This is a genomic window from Leucobacter sp. HNU (assembly GCF_047946755.1).
Taxonomy (GTDB): Bacteria; Actinomycetota; Actinomycetes; order Actinomycetales; family Microbacteriaceae; genus Leucobacter.
This window is the reverse complement of record NZ_CP178837.1, coordinates 1,356,970-1,372,087: the sequence shown is the minus strand read 5'-3', so window position 1 is coordinate 1,372,087 and position 15,118 is coordinate 1,356,970. Positions and strand designations below refer to the sequence as shown.

The 15,118-nt window shown below is 70.1% G+C and carries 14 protein-coding genes and 2 pseudogenes; 8 read left to right on the top strand and 8 right to left on the bottom strand.

Annotation, left to right across the window (positions count from 1 at the left end):
• Positions 1-29 precede the first annotated feature (29 nt).
• Positions 30-746 (top strand): DNA alkylation repair protein, encoded by a 717-nt coding sequence (locus AB3K78_RS06735; protein ID WP_416447001.1) that lies wholly within the window; start codon positions 30-32, stop codon positions 744-746.
• Between the two features lie 84 nt (positions 747-830).
• Here the strand turns inward: AB3K78_RS06735 and AB3K78_RS06730 are convergent, their stop codons facing one another.
• From AB3K78_RS06730 to pepN, 4 genes are all read right to left on the bottom strand, one after another.
• Positions 831-1,319, bottom strand: coding sequence for a DUF1877 family protein (locus AB3K78_RS06730; protein ID WP_416447000.1), 489 nt, complete (start codon positions 1,317-1,319; stop codon positions 831-833).
• 230 nt (positions 1,320-1,549) lie between these two features.
• Positions 1,550-2,011: a globin gene (locus tag AB3K78_RS06725; protein ID WP_416446999.1), complete on the bottom strand. Its 462-nt coding sequence runs from the start codon at positions 2,009-2,011 to the stop codon at positions 1,550-1,552.
• Positions 2,008-2,916 (bottom strand): mechanosensitive ion channel family protein, encoded by a 909-nt coding sequence (locus AB3K78_RS06720; RefSeq protein WP_416446998.1) that lies wholly within the window; start codon positions 2,914-2,916, stop codon positions 2,008-2,010. The genes AB3K78_RS06725 and AB3K78_RS06720 overlap by 4 nt, the downstream gene beginning before the upstream one ends.
• Entirely contained in the window at positions 2,917-5,490 is a 2,574-nt protein-coding gene (gene pepN, locus AB3K78_RS06715; RefSeq protein WP_416446997.1) for an aminopeptidase N, read from the bottom strand.
• Positions 5,491-5,674: 184 nt separating this feature from the next.
• Between pepN and AB3K78_RS06710 the strand changes: the two genes are divergently transcribed.
• Complete coding sequence (locus AB3K78_RS06710; protein ID WP_416446996.1) at positions 5,675-6,634, top strand: aldo/keto reductase; 960 nt, start codon at positions 5,675-5,677, stop codon at positions 6,632-6,634.
• On the opposite strand, the gene AB3K78_RS06705 is transcribed toward AB3K78_RS06710, so the two are convergent.
• Positions 6,596-7,294 (bottom strand): DedA family protein, encoded by a 699-nt coding sequence (locus AB3K78_RS06705; RefSeq protein WP_416446995.1) that lies wholly within the window; start codon positions 7,292-7,294, stop codon positions 6,596-6,598. The genes AB3K78_RS06710 and AB3K78_RS06705 overlap by 39 nt on opposite strands.
• Before the next feature lie 90 nt (positions 7,295-7,384).
• Here AB3K78_RS06705 and AB3K78_RS06700 point away from each other — a divergent pair, with 90 nt between their 5' ends.
• The 6 genes and pseudogenes from AB3K78_RS06700 (at position 7,385) to AB3K78_RS06675 (ending at position 12,375) form a co-directional block, all read left to right on the top strand.
• Positions 7,385-8,002: a DsbA family protein gene (locus AB3K78_RS06700; RefSeq protein WP_416446994.1), complete on the top strand. Its 618-nt coding sequence runs from the start codon at positions 7,385-7,387 to the stop codon at positions 8,000-8,002.
• Positions 8,003-8,037: 35 nt separating this feature from the next.
• The gene (locus AB3K78_RS06695; RefSeq protein WP_046455983.1) at positions 8,038-8,529 is read left to right on the top strand and encodes a ribose-5-phosphate isomerase; all 492 of its coding nucleotides are present in this window, start codon (positions 8,038-8,040) and stop codon (positions 8,527-8,529) included.
• A 5-nt stretch (positions 8,530-8,534) separates the two neighbouring features.
• Positions 8,535-9,553 (top strand): annotated as a pseudogene (locus AB3K78_RS06690) (Fpg/Nei family DNA glycosylase).
• A 60-nt stretch (positions 9,554-9,613) separates the two neighbouring features.
• A complete protein-coding gene (locus AB3K78_RS06685) occupies positions 9,614-10,915 on the top strand; it encodes a MurT ligase domain-containing protein (protein WP_416446993.1) in 1,302 nt (433 codons plus the stop codon).
• Positions 10,912-11,676: a type 1 glutamine amidotransferase gene (locus tag AB3K78_RS06680; RefSeq protein WP_416446992.1), complete on the top strand. Its 765-nt coding sequence runs from the start codon at positions 10,912-10,914 to the stop codon at positions 11,674-11,676. Before AB3K78_RS06685 ends, AB3K78_RS06680 begins: the two co-directional genes overlap by 4 nt.
• 138 nt (positions 11,677-11,814) lie before the next feature.
• Positions 11,815-12,375, top strand: a pseudogene (locus tag AB3K78_RS06675) (YceI family protein).
• Between the two features lie 88 nt (positions 12,376-12,463).
• Here the strand turns inward: AB3K78_RS06675 and AB3K78_RS06670 are convergent.
• Genes AB3K78_RS06670 through AB3K78_RS06660 form a run of 3 tightly spaced genes read right to left on the bottom strand, consistent with a single transcriptional unit; the run spans position 12,464 to position 15,088 of the window.
• The gene (locus tag AB3K78_RS06670; protein WP_416446991.1) at positions 12,464-12,901 is read right to left on the bottom strand and encodes a hypothetical protein; all 438 of its coding nucleotides are present in this window, start codon (positions 12,899-12,901) and stop codon (positions 12,464-12,466) included.
• Between the two features lie 28 nt (positions 12,902-12,929).
• Positions 12,930-14,042, bottom strand: coding sequence for an FUSC family protein (locus AB3K78_RS06665; RefSeq protein ID WP_416446990.1), 1,113 nt, complete (start codon positions 14,040-14,042; stop codon positions 12,930-12,932).
• Positions 14,039-15,088 (bottom strand): App1 family protein, encoded by a 1,050-nt coding sequence (locus AB3K78_RS06660; RefSeq protein WP_344031726.1) that lies wholly within the window; start codon positions 15,086-15,088, stop codon positions 14,039-14,041. The genes AB3K78_RS06665 and AB3K78_RS06660 overlap by 4 nt, the downstream gene beginning before the upstream one ends.
• Positions 15,089-15,118: the final 30 nt, after the last annotated feature.

Sequence of the window (15,118 nt, the reverse complement as noted above, 5' to 3'; positions counted from 1 at the left end):
GGCGCTGTCCCGATCCCTAGGATGGCCCCATGACCGACCCGACAGACCTGGCGCAGCGCATCGACGCCGAACTGCGCGGACACTTCGTCCCCGGGCGGGCGGAGCAGGAGCGCGCGTATCTGAAGAGCGAACTGGAGCACTACGGGGTGCCGGTGCCGGCGGTCCGCTCGGTCGTCAAGCGGGCGCTGCGCGGGGCGGGGCTGGATCGCGGGCATGCGACCGCGCTCGCGGTCGAACTCTGGGCGGTGCCCGTGCACGAACGTCGGGCCGCGGCCGTCGAAGTGCTGGTCGCTTCGGTCGGCCTGCTCGGCAGCGAGGACGTTCCGCTGCTGGAGCGGCTCATCCGGGAATCGCGCACCTGGGCGCTCGTGGACCTGCTCGCGGGATCCGTGCTCGGTCCGCTCGTCGAGCGCGATCCCGGCCTCGTCGCAACGCTCGACCGCTGGGCGGCGGATCCGGACTTCTGGATCCGCCGATCGGTACTGCTCGCTCACCTCGAGGCACTGCGTGCCGGCGGCGGGGACTTCGAGCGCTTCGGCCGCTACGCCGACGGCATGCTGGAGGAGCGCGAATTCTTCATCCGGAAGGCGATCGGCTGGGTGCTGCGCGATACCTCGCGGAAGCGCCCGGAACTCGTCTTCGACTGGATCCGGCCGCGAGCCTCACGTGCTTCCGGGCTCACGGTCCGCGAAGCAGTCAAGCGCCTGTCTCCGGAGCAGCGCGAAGCGGTGCTCGTCGCGCGCTGACCGGGCGCGACGGACGGCGGCCCCTGCACCGTCCACGGCGAAGCCGCGGCGCGCGGGCCCATCGATTCCGCCGGATCCCCAGGGTCAGTGCCAGACGGTGAAGACCACGTGCCGCCGTTCCGCACGCGCGGCCGCATAGAACCCGCGCAGTTCGTCGAGCCACCCGAGCGCGTACGCTTCCTCGGCGTCGCCGTACTCGGGATTCCGGAGTTCCTCGGGCATGGCGCGGTAGGCCGCGGAGAACTCCTCGTCGCTCAACTCGTCGAGGTAGTCGGCGACCTCGGCGGCTTCGCCGGGGTTCAGGTGCGTGATCAGCGACTCCTCATCGTCGTCCTGCAGCTCTCGGGCGCCCCCGATCACCCCGCGCGCGGGCCAGGCGTCGTCGGCGCCCGCAGGCGCGATGGCGCAGGCGATCGGGTCCCAGGCCTTGTCGGTCTCGCAGGCGCGCGAGAACTCGGCTTCGTTCTCCTCGAGCTCGGCGAGGACGGAGCGCAGCGCCGCGTCGTCTCCGGCGGCCTCGAGCACCCGTGCCGCCTTCTCGTCGTTCAGGCGGAAGTGGAGTCCGAGCTGCATGATGGTGCCTCCTCAGGTCGTCGTCCATGCATCGTAGGCTCCGGGGACTCGCCGCCGGATGGCGGACACGCAGAACAGCGGTTTCCGTTCGCGGGGGAACGGATCGAGAGGCCGACCGGCCGAGAAGAGGTCTGGCCACTCTCGCCGTTGAGCGTGTCCAGACGGGTGCCACGCTACCTCCGACCGGCGCGGACCGCAAAAGACGAGACCGAAACGTGACTTCTGCCGGGCTACTCGAAGCGGTTCACCATCGCGAACGCGGCCCGCTCGACGTAGTCGCGCAGCGCGGCATCGTGCATCGGGGGAAGCGCGGCCTCGTCGAGCGCCGCGTTCATGTGCGCGAGCCACCGGTCGCGCGCGTCGGGCGTGACGGGGAACGGAGCGTGCCGCATGCGCAGGCGGGGGTGCCCGCGCTCCTCGGAGTAGGTGGTCGGGCCGCCCCAGTACTGCTCCAGGAAGAGCTGGAGCCTGCGGACGGCGCCGTCCCAGTCGTCCTGCGGGTACATGGGCGCGAGGACCGGATCTTCTCGCACCCCGCGATAGAAGGTGCGAACGATGCGCTCGAAGGTCTCGCTCCCGCCGATCTGGCCCCAGACCGTGTCGGTGACCGCCGCGCCCTGCTCCGCGGAGCGCAGGGTGAGCCGCGGCGTCGGCGGTTCGGCCCGGTCGGCGCCGCTGTGGTGGTCGATCATTTGGCGCCTCCGGGAGGGTTGGGCAGCTGGGCCGAGAGCTGGATGCCCTCGGCGGCGAAGCGGCGGCGGATCTCGGCGCGGATGCCGCGCTGGACCTCCCACTGGGCCTCCGGTCGCGTGCGCACCGCGAGCCGAAGCGTGGCTCGGTCGCCGAAGACGCTCTCGAGGCCGAGGATCTCGGGCTCGCCGGTGACCTTGCGGGCGAACTTCTCGGAGTGGAGCAGCGCACGGGCGGCTTCGAGCGTCACGTCGGAGACATGGCTGAGGTCCTGGTCGGCCGCGACGGTGACGTCGATGAGCGCCCGCCCCCAGCCCTGCGAAGCATTGCCGAGGGTCAGGATCTCGCCGTTGCGCACGAACCAGAGCGTGCCGTCCATGGCGCGGACCCGGGTGACCCGGATCCCGACGTCCTCGACGGTGCCGTTGACCGCGCCGATGGTGACCACGTCGCCGATGCCGAGCTGGTCCTCGAACACCATGAAGATGCCGTTGAGCACGTCCTTCACGATGTTCTGCGCACCGAAGGCGAGACCCGCGGCGATGACGCCGGCCGAGGCGAGGACCGCGGTGAGGTTGACTCCCAACTGACTGAGGATCAGGACCAGGGCGATCAGGACGATCACCCAGGTGATGACCACCCGGCCGACGGTGCCGAGCGTGCGCGTGCGCTGCACGGCGCGCGCGTTCACGTACGGCGCGGCCTGGATCTCCGAGGTCGTGTCGACGTCCTGCGCCTTCTTGACCCCGCGCACGATCTGATTGACCGCGCGCATGAGCAGTTTGCGCAGGATCCAGTTCGCGAGGATCGCGAGCACGATGATCAGCACGATGCTGAGCGGCACGTGGTAGGTCTTCAGGAAGTCCTCGATCGCCGCGCCCACGGTGTTCTCGGCCGTCTGCAGCATCTACACCCCCGCGTCGACGGTCTGAGCCGCGAGCGCCCGCTCCACGCCGGACAGATGCTCGGAGACGAGGCGGCGCAGGGCTGCCGGAGCTTCGGGGTTGGCGTCGAGCCAGGCCGCGGTCGCCGCGCGCAGGCGCTCGTCGGCGAGCGGCGACGGGAAGAAGCCCTCGACGAGTTCTTCGGCGATCGCGTGGCTGCGCGAGGCCCAGATGCCGGCGATGGAGTCGAAGTACCGCGTGACGAACGGCTCGAGCAGGGCGAGGTCCGCGGCGCGGGTGAAGCCGATCGCCGTGGCGCGCACGATGAGATTCGACGCCGTGCTCGTCTCGAAGACCGAGGCCCAGGCCGCGGCCTTATCGTTGGCGGTGGGGAGCGCAGCTCGCGCGTGGGCGGCGGACTGCTCGCCCGTTGCGGTGCGGTCGTCGGCGAGAGCGGCCTCGATCTCCTCGCGCGTGGCTCGTCCGCCCGCCGCCAGGGCGATGAGCAGCTCCCAACCGAGGTCGGTGTCGATATCGAGCCCGTCGAGCGGAGCGGTGCCGTCGAGCAGAGCGAGCACGATGTCGAGCTGGTCCGGGGTCGAGGCGAGCTGCGCGAATGCGCGGACGAACTGGAACTGCCGGTCGGACGTTGGATCCGCGTCGGCGGCGAGCTGCCAGAGCGCGTCGGCGACCCGCTCGAGGGTCTCGGTGCGCCGGGCGGGGGAGACGTAGCTCTCCGCGGCGAGGAGCAGCTGGTTCAACAGCGTCCGGAGGGTCGTCGAGGCGTCTTCCGCACCGACGTGAGCGAGCACCAGGTCGACGAAGCGCGACGCGGGGAACTCGGCGTCGCGGGTCGAGTCCCAGAGGGTCCCCCAGAGCAGCGCCCGGGCCAGCGAATCCTCGACCCCGCCCAGATGTTCCGTGACGGTCGCGAGGGAGCGGTCGTCGAGACGGATCTTCGCGTAGCTCAGATCGTCGTCGTTGAGCAGCAGCAGGTCCGGCTGCGCGACGCCCACCAGCCCCGGAACCTCGGTCAGGGCCCCGTCGATATCGATCTCGATGCGGCGCGCGCGCCGCACCACGGTCTGATCGCCGGCGTCCTCCGCCTCGTAGAGGCCGACCGCGATGCGATGCGGGCGCAGCGTCGGATACGCGTCGACGGCGGTCTGGCGGACGGCGAACCGGGTGTAGCGCCCGTCGGCGTCGAGCTCGAACTCGGGACGCAGCGTGTTCACGCCCGCGGTCTCGAGCCACAGCTTCGACCACTCGGCGAGGTCGCGTCCGGAGCGGGCTTCGAGCTCGCCGAGGAGGTCGGGGAGCTCGGTGTTGCCGTGGTGGTGCTTCACGAAGTAGTCGTGCACGCCCCGCATGAAGGGTTCGCGGCCGACCCAGGCGACGAGCTGCTTGAGCACGGACGCGCCCTTGGCGTAGGTGATGCCGTCGAAGTTGACCAGGACGTCCTGGAGATCTCGGATGGGCGCGACGATGGGATGCGTCGACGGGAGCTGATCCTGACGGTAGGCCCAGGACTTCTCGGAGGCGACGAAGGTGGTCCAGCAGTCGCTCCACTCGGTCGCCTCGGCGGTCGCGAGCGTCGACATGTACTCGGCGAATGACTCGTTGAGCCAGAGGTCGTTCCACCACCGCATGGTGACCAGATCGCCGAACCACATGTGCGCGAGCTCGTGCAGGATCGTGACGACCCGGCGCTCGCGCATGGCGTCGGTGACCTGGCTGCGGAACACGTAGGCCTCGGTGAAGGTCACGGCGCCCGCGTTCTCCATCGCGCCCGCGTTGAATTCGGGCACGAAGAGCTGGTCGTACTTGTCGAAGGGGTACGCGTAGTCGAACTGCTCCTCGAAGAAGGCGAAGCCCTCGCGCGTCTTGTCGAAGACGTAGTCCGCGTCGAGGTGCGGTGCCAGGGACTCCCGGCAGAACACGCCGAGGGGGATCGTTCGGCCGTCCCGGCTCGTGAGCTCGGAACGCACCTCGCGGTAGGGGCCCGCGATGAGTGCGGTGATGTAGCTCGACATGACAGGGGTCGGCTCGAACGCCCAGGTCGCCAGCGCCTCGCCATCGCGCTCGCCGGCCGCCGCGGGTTCGGGCGTCGGCTGGTTGCTGACCACCTTCCAGCGCGCGGGCGCGGTGACCGTGAACTGGAACGTGGCCTTCAGGTCGGGCTGTTCGAAGACCGCGAACACGCGGCGGGAGTCGGGAACCTCGAACTGCGTGTAGAGGTAGGCCTCGCCATCGGCGGGATCCACGAAGCGGTGCAGGCCCTCGCCCGTGTTGGTGTAGCGCTGTTCGGAGACGATGGTGAGCACGTTCTCGGCGGCGAGCCCGTCGAGCTGCACCCGCGAATCGGCGAAGGCGGAATCGGGGTCGATGGCGCGCCCGTTGAGGTCGATGCTCAGCACGCGCTCGGCGATGAGGTCGATGAACGTCGCAGCGCCCTCGGTCGCGTCGAAGCGCGCCACGGTCTCGGCGCGGAACAGCTCGGGGCCGGTCGCGAGGTCGAGCGCGACGGCGTAGCTGCGGGACGTGACGATGGCGGCGCGCTCCTGCGCCTCGGCGCGGGTGAGGTTCTCTCCGGGCACGATGCTCCTTCTGCTGCAGTGGTTCTGTGCGATGGAATTCGGGGTCGCGGCGCCGATGGTGCGGGCCGCGGATCGACTCAAGACTATTCCCACCCGCCGACATCCCGCCGTGCTCCGCCTGTCCGTCTTCGGTGAGGTTCCTGGTCGCCCGGGCGGCGCGCGACCGGAGGGCTACGCTGAGGACATGACGGAAACGCGTGCGCTCGGAACCTCGGACCTGCTCGTCTCGGCGGTCGGACTCGGCTGCAACAACTTCGGCCGGCCGGGCTCGGCCACCGAGGATCAGGCCGGAACCGATCGCGTGATCGGGGCTGCGATCGACGCGGGGATCACCCTCTTCGACACCGCCGACCTGTACGGGTACTCGTTCGGGCGGAGCGAGGAGATGATGGGGCGCGTGCTGGGCGCCCGTCGCGACGGCATCCTGCTCGCGACCAAATTCGGATACCCGGATTCCGGCGCGCCGTACTCCGGAGCACGCGGATCGCGCGAGTTCATCCGCGCCTCGGTCGAGGGCTCCCTCTCACGTCTCCGCACCGACCGGATCGATCTGTACCAGATGCACTGGCCCGACACGGAGACGCCGATCGCCGAGACGCTGTCGGCGCTCGACGAGCTCGTGCGCGAGGGCAAGGTGCGTGCGATCGGGCACTCGAACTTCTCCGCCGAGCAGATCGACGAGGCGGCCCGCGTCGCGACCGAGCTCGGCGGCACGGCCTTCGTCTCGGCCCAGAACGAGCTGAGCCTCGTGAACCGCGAGACGGATCGCGAGGTGACGCCGGCTGCGCTGCGCAACGGGCTCGGGCTCCTGCCCTTCTTCCCGCTCGCCAACGGGCTGCTCACGGGCAAGTTCACGCGCGATCACTTCCCGGCCGATTCGCGGATCATGCGCCAGCGCCCGCACGTGGCCGAGCAGGCGGACTGGGATGCGCTCGATGCCTACCGGGATCTCTGCGAGAACTGGGGCGTCACCATGCTGGAGGCGACCTTCGGGTGGCTGCTGGAGCACCGGCCGATCGCGAGCGTGATCGCAGGTGCGACCCGGATCGAGCAGGTGCAGCAGAACGCGGCGGCGGGCTCGGCGTTCCGTCCGAGCGCCGAGCAGTCAGCGCAGATCGACGCCCTCTTCCCGATCCCGGGCTGAGTCCGGCGCTCCGGATCCTGCGGAGGTGCCTGCATCGTCCGCATCGCCCGCCTCGGTCGGCGCGGCCGCCGAGGCCGCCTTCGCGTCGCGCCTGCGCCCGCTGATGCGGCTCGTGACCACCTCGACGAGCAGGCCGATGACGAACGCGGTGGCGATGCCCAGCACGAGTGCGAGCAGCGGATGGTTGCCGAACACGTGCCCGAAGACGGCGCCGATGGCGATGGAGTACGCGGACCAGAAGACCGCGGCGAACGCCGCGGCGATCGTGAACTTGCGGACCGGATAGCCGGTGGTGCCCGCGGCCAGGTTGACGGCGGTGCGCCCGACGGGCACGAAGCGGCCGGTCATGATGAGGATGGGGCCGCTGCGGTCGATCGCGTGCGTCGCCCAGTCGAGCGCCTTCGACACGCGACGGCCCGAAAGCCACTTCGGCCGGCGGTCGCCGAGCCTGCGCCCGATGCGGAAGACGATCTGGTCGCCCGTGAACGCGCCGACGGCCGCGATCGCGCCGAGCCACAGCAGCGCCTCGGGGTGATCCTTCGCGACGACGGTGGCGACTGCGATGACGACGGACTCGCTGGGGACCGGCGGGAACGCCGCGTCCACGATGCAGAGCGTGAGGACCACGAGCAGGATCCAGGGGGACTCGACGGTCGCCATCGCGAACGCCTGAATGGCATCGGTGATCCACTGGAACAGGCGCCCCGCCCCCTTCGTCGAAATGTCAGATCCCCAGCTTAGGATCGACACATGGGAAATACACCGACGTCCGTCGAGTTCTGGTTCGACCTGATCTGCCCCTGGTGCTGGATGACGAGCCGCTGGGCCAGCGAGGTCGCCAGTGTCCGCGGGTTCGACATCGCGTGGCATCCGATCAGCCTGCGCATCATCAACGAGCACAACCCCCACGACTCCCACCACGAGCACCACGTGCGCGGTCATCGTTTCGGGCGAGTGGTCGAGGCGGCCCGTCGCGAGGTCGGCGAGTCCGTGGTCGGCCCGCTCTACACGGCGATCGGCACCCGGGTGCACCCGGGCGGGCGCGAGGACGTCGAGGCGATCGTCGCCGAGTCGCTCGCTGAGGTCGGCGTCTCGGGCGAGGCCGCGCAGCGCATCGCCGCCGAGGTCGACCTCGAGAGCTCTGACGCGCAGCTGCGCGCGAACACCGCGCACGCGCTCGAGATCGCGGGCCCCGACGTGGGGGTCCCCATCATCTCGATCGACGGCGTCGCCTTCTTCGGCCCGGTCGTGACGCCGGCACCCACCGGCGACGCGGCGCTCCGGCTGTGGGACGGCATCTACGCGGCCGCGAGCGTGCCGGGCTTCTATGAACTCAAACGGGGACGCACCGCCGGCCCGCAGTTCTGAATCCGGCCCCTCGGGCTGCCGATAGGATCGCAGTCATGCGTATTCACGTTGCGACCGACCACGCCGGACTCGAATTCAGTCAGCAGCTGCAGCAGCACCTGCGCGAGCAGGGGCACGAGGTGATCGATCACGGTCCCGCCGAGTACGACGCGCTCGACGACTACCCCTCGTTCTGCATCAACGCCGCCGTCGGCGTCGCCCGCGATCAGCGCGACGGCGTCGAGGCGCTGGGCGTGGTGTTCGGCGGTTCGGGCAACGGCGAGCAGATGGCCGCCAACAAGGTCGAGGGGATCCGCGCCGCGCTCGTCTGGAACGAGTCGACCGCGAGCCTCGCGCGCGAGCACAACAACGCGAACGTGATCTCCATCGGTGCGCGCCAGCACCCGGTGGAAGATGCGATCCGCTTCATCGACCTGTTCATCGCGACTCCGTTCCCCGGCGACGAGCGCCACGTGCGCCGCATCGGCCAGCTCGGCGAGTACGAGCGCACCGGTCTCATCGCCGGCAAGCAGGTCGACGCGATCTAAGCGATATGCCCGAAGGACACTCCGTACACCGGATCGCCCGTCAGTTCGCCGCGAACTTCGTGGGCGGTCCGGTGGCGGTCTCGAGCCCGCAGGGCCGTTTCGCTCCGGGCGCGGCGATCATCGACGGTCGCGAGATGATCGACGCCCGCGCTGTCGGCAAGCAGATGTTCCTCGAGTTCGCAGGGGCCCCCGGCGAACAGCCGCACTGGCTGCGAGTCCACCTCGGCATCTACGGAGCTTGGGACTTCGCCGGCGCCGTTCGCGTCGATCCGAGCATCCAGATCCACGGTGTCACGCCGGGGCACTCCAAGCTGGGGCAGACGGGGGAGTACTCCCGTCCCGACGGCCGGGCTCCCGTCGACCGCGACGGCGAGGACTCGGTGACCTCGATCGGTGCCCCCGGCGCACCCGGGTGCGCATGGCCGAGCACGACCGCGAGACCGAGGCGTCGGCGACCTTCCCGCCCGAGCCCGTCGGCCAGGTGCGCGTGCGGCTGTTGAACGACGAGGTCTGTGCCGACCTGCGCGGTCCGACGGCCTGCGAAGTGCTCACACCGGCCGAGGTCGACGCCGTGATCCAACGCCTCGGGCCCGATCCGGCGAACGCGAACACGCCTCGCGAGCGCGATCGCTTCGTCGAACGCGCTGCGAAGAAGAAGACTCCGATCGGTCTCGTGCTCATGGACCAGTCGGTCGTCGCGGGGATCGGGAACGTCTACCGCGCGGAGATGTTGTTCCGCGCCGGACTCGATCCGCACACCCCGGCGAACTCGCTCGACCGCACGGTCCTCGAAGCGCTGTGGGACGACTGGGCGCACCTGCTCGAGATCGGCATCACCGTCGGGCAGATGATCACGATCGACGGGCTCGAGGGCGAGGCGTACTCGCGCGCGCTGACCGACCGCGACGAGCGGCACTGGGTCTACAAGCTCGAGGGCACGCCCTGCAAGCGCTGCGGCACGAACATCGCGCTGGAGGAGATGGCCAACCGCAAGCTCTACTGGTGCCCCGGCTGCCAGACCTGATCCCGGCGCCAGCCACGTGCCGGGCCGATGCGCAGGCGTGCGCCCAGTACGCTGGTGTGCATGCGTGACTTCCTCTCGACCGTGATCGGCAAGTCGGTCCGTCAGGTCGCCCGGCTGCGCGGCGGAGGGTCCGCGCTCCCCGGTCTCGTTGTCGAAAAACTCGATCCCGGCTACCTCGCCCGCGTGCTCGGCCGCCTGCCGCACGGCGTGGTCGCGGTGAGCGGCACCAACGGCAAGACGACCACCACGAAGATGATCGTCGAGATCCTGGAAGCCCAGGGGCTCCGGGTGTTCACCAACCGCACCGGCTCGAACTTCTCGCGCGGCGTCGTCGCCGCGGCGGTGCAGGAGAGCTCGATCGGCGGGCGCCTCGCGGCGGACATCGCGGTGCTCGAGCTCGATGAGGCTCACGCCATGCACTTCATCGCGAAGGTGAAGCCGCGGCACACGCTGCTACTCAACGTGCTGCGCGACCAGCTCGACCGCTTCGGCGAGATCGACGCGACCGCGAAGCTGCTGCAGCGCATCGCCGATGCGACGACCGACGGCGTCGTCGTGAACCGTGAGGACCCGCTGCTCGCGGCGGTGGGCGCACGCGTCGCGGAGTCGGGCAGGGGCGTCGTCGTGCGCGAGTTCGGGCTCTCCCCGAAGCTCCGGGCGATGTTCCCGAGCGACGACGACTTCCACGCGGGCGTTCCCGCGGAGGACGCGGCGGCGGTCGAGGAAGCGCAGCGCGCCCCGGCCGACGTGACCCTCGTCGAGGTCGGCGATCACTCCGCGGTGTTCCGGATCGACGGGGAGGATCGGGCGACCACGCTCAAGCTCGAGGGTCTCTACAACACCTTCAATGCGGCTGCGGCGCTCTCGACCGTGCGGTTGGTGATCGGCGATGCCGATCCCGACGCGCTGCTCGCGGCGCTGGCGGAGGTGCGCCCCGCGTTCGGCCGCGGCGAGCAGCTCGTGCTCGACGAGCAGCCGCTCGAGCTGGTGCTGGTGAAGAACCCGGCCGGATTCCGCCTCGCCCTCGCCTCGTTCGCGCCCGAGGGCGTCGGCACGATGATCGCGATCAACGACCAGTACGCCGACGGACGCGACATGTCGTGGCTGTGGGACGTCGACTTCGGCACCCTCGCCGACGGCGGCGTCGACACGGTCTCGGGCGTGCGCGCCTGGGACATGGCGCTGCGGCTCGAGCACGACGACGTCGCGGTGGGGGCCGTCGAAGAGGATCTCGGAGCGGCGCTGGCCGGATTCCGCGCACGCACCCCGGACCGACCGCGGCGGATCTTCTGCACCTACACGGCCATGCTGGCCCTGCGCAAAGAACTGGCGACCCTGACGGACGTGGAGGAGATCTGGTGAGCGATTCGCAGCAGACCCGGAGCGCGCAGGACGACGCGCGCGAGCTCGTCATCGTGTCCCTCTACCCGAGGGACATGAACATCTACGGGGATCGCGGCAACGTGCTCTCGCTGGCCCGGCGGGCGCGACTGCAGGGGTTCGAGCCGCGCATCGTCGAGATCAATCCCGGCGACCCGCTGCCCGAACGCATCGACATCATGGTCGGCGGCGGCGGGCAGGACTCGGGCCAGGGGCGCGTCGCGATCGACCTCGTCGACAAGCGGGACCGGATCCGCGAGCTCGCGGAGGACGGCACCCCGATGCTCATGATCTGCGGGCTCTATCAGCTGTTCGGCCACCGCTTCGTCACCTATACGGGCGAGGAGCTCGTCGGGATCGGGGTGCTCGACGTCGAGACGCGCGGTGACGACACGCGCATGATCGGCAACATCGTGCTCGAGAGCGACGAGTTCGGCGAGATCATCGGGTACGAGAACCACAGCGGCGTCACGACGCTCGGCCCGGGGTCGGTGCCGTTCGGCCGGGTGATCCAGGGCGCGGGCAACAACCCGAGCGACGGCGTGGAGGGTGCGCGTACCGGCAATGTGATCGGCAGCTATCTGCACGGTTCGCTGCTGCCGAAGAACCCGGCGATCAGCGATTTCCTGATCGCTCGTGCCGCGGAACGGCGCTACGGCTCGTTCGAGCCGTCCGCTGCGGCGGTCGCCGGAGACCGGACGGTCGAACAGGCGCGAGCGAGCGCGAAGCGCCGCCCGCGCTGATCGCGCCGAACCGGCTGGCGGCTTCGAGAAGAAACCGTGAGTTCGGGGAATATTCACCCCCACAGTTGCATTCAACTGAATGGATCATGAGAGAATGGTCCTCGTACTTGAATCATCAACCGTTGGAGGGCGCACGCCATGACCATCACCGCAGATCAGATCCCCGGCTACCGCACCGGCACCTGGAAGGTCGACCCGACCCACTCGGAGGTCGGCTTCTCGATCCGTCACCTCGCCATCAGCAAGGTCAAAGGCAAGTTCTAGAAGTTCGACGCCACCTTCCAGACCGCCGAGAACCCGCTGGACTCGACCGTCTCCGCGACCGCGGAGGTCGCCTCGGTCAACACCAACCAGGCGGACCGCGACGGGCACCTGCGCACCGGTGACTTCTTCCTCGCCGAGGAGTACCCGGAGCTGAGCTTCGTCTCGACCGGCGCCCGCGAGAACGACGGCGACTTCCTGGTCGACGGTGAGCTGACCATGCGCGGGGTCACCAAGCCCGTCACCTTCAACTTCGAGTTCGGCGGCTTCGGCGAGGACGCGTACGGCAACTACAAGGCCGGCTTCACCGCCACCACGGTGGTCAAGCGCGAGGACTTCGGCCTGACCTGGAACGCGCCCCTCGAGAAGGGCGGGCTGCTGCTCGGCTCCGACGTCACCATCAACATCGACGTCCAGGCTGCGCTGGTCCAGGACTGAGCGTGCTGCGGACCCGGACGTTGTCCGGGTCCGTGTGAGCGGCGGACAGGGCCGGCCCCCGGAAGGGTGCCGGCCCTGTCCGCGTCCGTCAGGAGGACGCCGACGCCGAGCCCGCGCCCAGGGCCTCGAGCGCCGCGATGGTCTTCTCGAGGTGCGCGGCCTGCTCCGGGTCGCCCTCCCAGAGTTCGAGATACTCCCGGTCCTCCTCGTCGGACTCCCGGATCCGGTGCAGCCAGGAGAGCAGGACGCCCGTGCCCTCGGCGGTCGCCTCGAACGCGACGCCGCCGAGCGGCGGATCAGCGAGCTGACCGGTGTCCCCGGTCAGGATCTCGGAGAGCGCGAGCGCGGTGACGTCGAACAGGTACTCGTCGTCACCCGGATCGTCGCCGAGGAATCCCTCGCTCCGGGCCGCGGCGACGAGCTCGTCCGCGGTGATGCTGCTCCGCTCCGCGGCCAGCCTCTCGATCGCCGAGAGGAGCTCGAGCCCCTCGTCGCTCTGCAACGCCTTCACGCCCCATGCACCCATGCCTTCAGACTCGGCGGTCGGCGGTCCGCTACGGAAGCTCTCCGGTGATGCGGCCGCGCACGCGACGCAGATCCTCCATCAGCGAGCCGATGAGCACCCAGTGGACCGGGTGCGGGCGGGGGATCGTGTAGGGCTGCGTGAGCGCGAGCGGCTCCGCCTCGGCGTCCCCGCCCGCGGGGTCGCCCTCGATCGTCGGGTGCGCGAGGAGCTCCAGATCGTGCGCCGCGCGACGCATCTCCTCCACCATCCCGACGACCGAGGGATCCTCGACCAGTTCGGGGTCGTAGAGGTCGTACACCGCCCGGGACATCCCGATCACCTGCGTGACGATCGGCTGCAGCCGCTCGAAGAGCGCGTCGTCGGCCGCGAGCGCCTCGCGGTGCCGCGGGCCGCGCGGGTTCAGCCGGAGACTCTCGCGTGCGCGCCGCAGCAGGGAGTGCACGTCGGAGCGCTTCTGCTGGAGGGTACGGGCCTGGGTGAGCATGTCGTCCAACCAGGCCTCGTCGCGGGGTTCGGCGAGGGCGTCGGCGAGCCGTCGCAGGGCGGCGGCGGCGTCGAGGGTCAGTTCGCTGATCCCGGCCCGGACCGAGGTCGTGCGCACCGGGGCCACGATCGCCGCGTTGACGGCGACGCCGATCGCCGCACCGATCGCCGTCTCGACGAGGCGTTCGACGCCGTAGCCGAGGTGCAGTCCGCCGAGCGCGATCATGAGGAGCGCCGAGATCGCGATCTGGTTCATGGAGCTGTTGCTCATGCGGAGGAGCCAGCCGACGGCCATCGCGACGACGAAGGCCAGGATGAACAGCCAGGACTGGGCTCCGAAGATGCTGCCGGCTCCGATGGCGACCGAGACGCCGAGCAGGACGCCCACGACGCGCTCGACTCCCCGGGTGAGTGAGGCGTCGACGCTCTCCTGCACGCAGAGCAGCGCGGCGATCGCTCCGAAGATCGGCAGCTGCTCGGGGAAGATCAGGAGGCAGACGAACCAGGTCAGGATCGCGGCGACCGTGGCCTTGACCACCTGGAGCAGCGGCGCGCGCTCGTTGACGGTGAAGCGTCCGGTGAGGTTGCGCGAGGCGCGTCGCCACTGCCGGGTCTGCGGCGGCTCCGAGCCCGAGAATCCCGCGGCGCCGGCGCTCACAGCAGCCCCAGCTTGCGCAGCTCCTCGCGCAGCGTGGCGCCGTCGGGGCCGTAGATCCAGGGCACCCCGCTCACGCTCCGGTGCAGGCGCGCCTTCGATCGACCGCCGGCCAGCACGGCCTCGCCGACCGAGAGCTGCCGGATGGCGACGGCGGCGACGTTCTCGGGGTGCGCGGTCGCGAACTCGTGGTACAGGGCCTCGTCGTGCTGGCCGTCGTCGCCGAACAGCACCCACTTCACCTCGGGGAACTCGCGCGCGAGCCTGCGGAGTTCGCGGCGCTTGTGCTCCTTGCCGCTGCGGAACCAGCGGTCGTGGGTGGGCCCCCAGTCGGTCAGCAGCAGCGGACCCATCGGGTAGAGATTGCGTGCCATGAACCGGCTCAGCGCGGGAGCGGCGTTCCATGCGCCGGTAGAGAGGTAGATGACGGGGGAGCCGGGGTGGGCGGCCATCAGATGGTCGAGCATGACCGCCATGCCGGGGGTCGCCGAGCGGGCGTGCTCGTCGAGCACGAAACTGTTCCATGCGGCGACGAGCGGCTTCGGCAGCGCGGTGATCAGGATCGTGTCGTCGACGTCCGACAGCACGCCGAAGCGGGCCGCGGGATCGACGATGTAGACGGGTGCTTCGGCAGGCTCCTCGTCGGCGATCCGGAGGCCGATGGTGTGCCAGCCGGGGGACAGCGCGGCACGCACGTTCGCGTCGACCACGCCGCCGCGATCCGCCTCGACCTCCGCATGCGGTTCGCCGTCGATGAGCACCTGCACGCGCTGATGCGGGACGTGCAGGCTCGTGAAGGTGCGCCAGCCGCGGACGCGCGACACCTCGGCCACGTCGGAGCGGAACCGGCTCTGCTCGTGCGCCGCGGGCTTCAGGTAGAGCACTCGTCCGAGCACGCGAACCCACTCGGTCGATCCGTAGCCGATGTAGGGGATCACCGCCGGGAGCTTGCCGCGGGCCTTTGCGCGCTTCTCGCGACGGGAGTGCACCCAGTCCTCGGTCCGGGCTGCGAGTCTCGGCCGGGAATCGGGAATGGCGGGATCAGTCACCAGTCCATCCTAGGCAGAGTCGGGGGTGCC

Coding starts and splice junctions, on each gene's coding strand:
- AB3K78_RS06720 (WP_416446998.1), bottom strand. CDS start 2,916: ATGCTGCAGACGGCCGAGAACACCGTGGGCGCGGCGATCGAGGACTTC.
- AB3K78_RS06735 (WP_416447001.1), top strand. CDS start 30: ATGACCGACCCGACAGACCTGGCGCAGCGCATCGACGCCGAACTGCGC.
- AB3K78_RS06695 (WP_046455983.1), top strand. CDS start 8,038: ATGCGTATTCACGTTGCGACCGACCACGCCGGACTCGAATTCAGTCAG.
- AB3K78_RS06725 (WP_416446999.1), bottom strand. CDS start 2,011: ATGATCGACCACCACAGCGGCGCCGACCGGGCCGAACCGCCGACGCCG.
- AB3K78_RS06670 (WP_416446991.1), bottom strand. CDS start 12,901: ATGGGTGCATGGGGCGTGAAGGCGTTGCAGAGCGACGAGGGGCTCGAG.
- AB3K78_RS06730 (WP_416447000.1), bottom strand. CDS start 1,319: ATGCAGCTCGGACTCCACTTCCGCCTGAACGACGAGAAGGCGGCACGG.
- AB3K78_RS06700 (WP_416446994.1), top strand. CDS start 7,385: ATGGGAAATACACCGACGTCCGTCGAGTTCTGGTTCGACCTGATCTGC.
- AB3K78_RS06685 (WP_416446993.1), top strand. CDS start 9,614: ATGCGTGACTTCCTCTCGACCGTGATCGGCAAGTCGGTCCGTCAGGTC.
- AB3K78_RS06710 (WP_416446996.1), top strand. CDS start 5,675: ATGACGGAAACGCGTGCGCTCGGAACCTCGGACCTGCTCGTCTCGGCG.
- AB3K78_RS06705 (WP_416446995.1), bottom strand. CDS start 7,294: ATGGCGACCGTCGAGTCCCCCTGGATCCTGCTCGTGGTCCTCACGCTC.